Annotated in this window: 5 protein-coding genes; 2 read left to right on the top strand and 3 right to left on the bottom strand. The window is 60.6% G+C overall.

Going from position 1 to position 2,894, the window contains the following annotated elements:
- The coding region (locus tag ACK5IR_RS13375; RefSeq protein ID WP_416929672.1) for an OsmC family peroxiredoxin at positions 1–302 on the bottom strand (302 nt) is incomplete at its 3' end.
- A 172-nt stretch (positions 303–474) separates the two neighbouring features.
- Here ACK5IR_RS13375 and ACK5IR_RS13370 point away from each other — a divergent pair.
- Entirely contained in the window at positions 475–882 is a 408-nt protein-coding gene (locus ACK5IR_RS13370) for a universal stress protein (RefSeq protein ID WP_416929671.1), read from the top strand.
- Positions 883–897: 15 nt separating this feature from the next.
- Here ACK5IR_RS13370 and ACK5IR_RS13365 read toward each other — a convergent pair whose 3' ends face one another.
- Positions 898–1,626 (bottom strand): hypothetical protein, encoded by a 729-nt coding sequence (locus tag ACK5IR_RS13365; RefSeq protein ID WP_416929670.1) that lies wholly within the window; start codon positions 1,624–1,626, stop codon positions 898–900.
- Positions 1,627–1,816: 190 nt separating this feature from the next.
- Between ACK5IR_RS13365 and ACK5IR_RS13360 the strand changes: the two genes are divergently transcribed.
- Entirely contained in the window at positions 1,817–2,023 is a 207-nt protein-coding gene (locus tag ACK5IR_RS13360; protein ID WP_416929669.1) for a hypothetical protein, read from the top strand.
- A 381-nt stretch (positions 2,024–2,404) separates the two neighbouring features.
- Here the strand turns inward: ACK5IR_RS13360 and ACK5IR_RS13355 are convergent, their stop codons facing one another.
- Positions 2,405–2,572, bottom strand: coding sequence for a hypothetical protein (locus ACK5IR_RS13355; protein WP_416929668.1), 168 nt, complete (start codon positions 2,570–2,572; stop codon positions 2,405–2,407).
- Between the last annotated feature and the right edge of the window lie 322 nt (positions 2,573–2,894).

Below are 2,894 nucleotides of genomic sequence, written 5' to 3'. Positions count from 1 at the left end.
GTGGCGGTCAGGGCGGACCGGGTGATGGCGAAGCCGCCGTCGACCTCGCCCAGCGTGACCTCGGCCGTCGCCGAGACGGAATCCGGTGTGAGCCCGGCCTTGGCGAGTTCGTTCGACAGGGACATCGCGTAGCAGCCGGCATGGGCTGCCGCGATCAGTTCCTCCGGATTGGTGCCGGGTTCGTCCTGACAGCGGGTCCGGAAAGAGAAGGCAAGGTCGGAAAAGGCGCCCGACTGGCCGCTCATCGTCCCGTTGCCCGACTGAAGATCGCCGCGCCAGAGCGCGGATGCCTTGCGTTTCATGTACTTTTCCCTTGTTCGTGCCGCAGGCTGCGGCCGTTCCCGTAACCCGACACTAGGCCGCCCGGGCCGTGATGCAAGCCAAAGGCGATATCGCGCCGGATTTGGCGGGCTTGCATCGGGGTATCGCAGGGGTGAAGGTGGTGCCACCGGAGCAGCCTTTCAGGAGACCGCCATGTACCGCAATGTCCTCGTTCCCATCGCTTTCGACGACGACGACAAGGTTGACGCCTCGCTTCAGGCCGCGCGCGCATTGGGCGAGGCCGACGGACGGGTCACCCTGCTGCATGTGGTCGAACATGTGCCGGCCTACGCGGTGCAATATGTGCCCGACGATCTGGTGAAAGCGACCCTTGAGGGGATACATGCCGAACTCGACCGTCTCGCCGCGATGGTGCCCGGCGGCGAGGGCGTGGTTGTCGAAGGGCATTCGGGCCGGACGATACTCGACTATGCAAGGGAACACGCGAACGATTGCATCATCGTCGCCAGTCACCGGCCGGAAATGCAGGACTATCTTCTGGGAAGCACTGCGGCGCAGGTGGTGCGGCATGCCGATTGCACGGTGGTGGTGATACGCTGAGCCGCCGGTTACGGCTCAGAATTCGAACCAGGCCGAGAACTTGACCCCCTGCGCCTCGTCGTTTTCGACCCCCCAGAGCAGCGCGGATTCGAGGCTCATGCCATAGCCGATCCGGCGCACGTAGGTCGGAACCAGCCGGACAAAGGCGGGATTGTCGTCGACCGCGCCGCTCTGGACCTGCAGGTACCACATCGCCTTGTCGGTGGTATTCAGGCCGATGGTCGCGTCGAGCTTGTAGAAGTTGGTATCCGTCTCGGGCAGGGCGGTATATTTCGCGTCGATATCCGTCCAGGCGCCGCCCCACCGGGTGTCGAAGCCGCGCCCCCAGCCGAAACCGACGCGATAGGCGGTCTGCTCGGTCTCCTGCCAGTCGCGCGACGGTCCGGCGCCGATCTGGAGCGAGAATTTGTCCGGCCAGTCGAGCGCACCGAGATTGGTGCGCAGGAACAGGATCGTTTCGCCGATGTCGCTGTCGGCACGGCGATGATTGTCGATGCCGACAGTTACCCGATCGGAAAGGCCGAATTCACCGAAAAACGAGATTTCCTCGGTTTGTTCGAGGATTGGCGGCTCGTCGATCCAGGGTTCCTGAATCGCCTCAGTGTAGCCGATGATGTCACCCCAGGTCGACCAGCTGACCGAGGCAAAGACCTTTCCCTTGCCGCGGGGCCAGGCGCTGCTCGCATCGACGGTGCTGGCCAGCGGAAGAAGGACGAGTGGAGGAATCAGGACTGCCCATTTCATGATGCGAGCATTTGTTCATCATGGTTAATATATATTTAAATTCAGCGTGTTGACGGTGCGTGGCCGTCACTGTTCCAGGCAATCTTCCTGCATGCACGACTCGTGGTGATGGGACTTTGGTGTCGGGGAAAGGGTTGGGCGGACCTTTGTTTTCGATCTGAAGAGGACAAGAAGAAAAAGGCACCCCGAAATGACGAAACCGGTGCCGAAGAAGGTCCCGATCAGCCCGAGCGGACCGATTCCGGACCACGCCATGACCCCGGTGGCGACCGTCGCCGCCAATGCGGATAGAAAGACGTTTCCCAAGGCCATGAGCGGTTTCTCCCGTGGTTTCGATCGTGCACACACGGTGCCGGAATACGGCGTGACCACGCCCCGCCAACTGCCGGGGCGCTGAACGACGCAATATAACGAGAAACCCTGCACGCCCGGGAAACACCGGAAACTCCCGAACCCACGCTGCATAGGCGGGTGAACAAACGCCAGTCACCCGAGCAATTTATGGGCTTTTGCCTATGGTTCGGCCTGTCTGAAATATGCAATCCCGGATGTCAAGTATGTGGTAATATTGTTGCGCTACCAACCTCGCGTAAATGCTGCTGGAAGAGGTGGAGTGGCAGATTTGCGACTCCGGATCCTGCGAATCAGCTTGCGATACGGCTCCGATCTTCCGTGATCGCACCTGTCATTCCGTCCGATTGTCGCGAAGGGCGCTTACCGCCGTTTGTGTGTATCGGCGCGGCGGTTCGGGACGCGAGCGGCCGTCCGGCCTGTCGGTTTACAGTTCGAATCGCGGCGGGAACGCGCCCAGAAGAAAGCCACAGGCAACCAGACCCGTGCCGATGTATATCCCGAACAACTCGAACAGACCGCTGCCCGCCATCGCCATGATGAGGGTCACGATTGCCGCGATCAGCGCAGAAAGCAGAATATTTCCCAAGGCCATCGTTTTTCCTTCGCGGACTTTCCTGCCATGGACCTGCTTCACCGAAACATGCGACCGTGCCGCAGAACCGCCTGCAAACGCCCGCCGATGCGGATCCACATTCCTTCCGACCCTTCCTGCCCCCTTAACGTGAATCGGGGAGACATCAATACAACTCTCGCCGAGCGGGTGTTAACAAATCATTAACAAAGAAAAACAGATGCTGCGTCCGGAAACATGGGGTCACCGATCAGATTGCGCAGATCAATCGCACAGTGCTGCAACCGGCGCCTTGCATACCTTCATACTACTCTGGTCATCTCCTCTTCCGCCTCTTCACCCC

Source organism: Tropicimonas sp. (genome assembly GCF_047971885.1).
Classification (GTDB): Bacteria; Pseudomonadota; Alphaproteobacteria; order Rhodobacterales; family Rhodobacteraceae; genus Tropicimonas.
Note: the sequence above shows the minus strand (reverse complement) of the source record. Positions and strands in the feature narration are given on the sequence as shown.

Coding starts and splice junctions, on each gene's coding strand:
- ACK5IR_RS13365 (WP_416929670.1), bottom strand. CDS start 1,626: ATGAAATGGGCAGTCCTGATTCCTCCACTCGTCCTTCTTCCGCTGGCC.
- ACK5IR_RS13370 (WP_416929671.1), top strand. CDS start 475: ATGTACCGCAATGTCCTCGTTCCCATCGCTTTCGACGACGACGACAAG.
- ACK5IR_RS13355 (WP_416929668.1), bottom strand. CDS start 2,572: ATGGCCTTGGGAAATATTCTGCTTTCTGCGCTGATCGCGGCAATCGTG.
- ACK5IR_RS13360 (WP_416929669.1), top strand. CDS start 1,817: ATGACGAAACCGGTGCCGAAGAAGGTCCCGATCAGCCCGAGCGGACCG.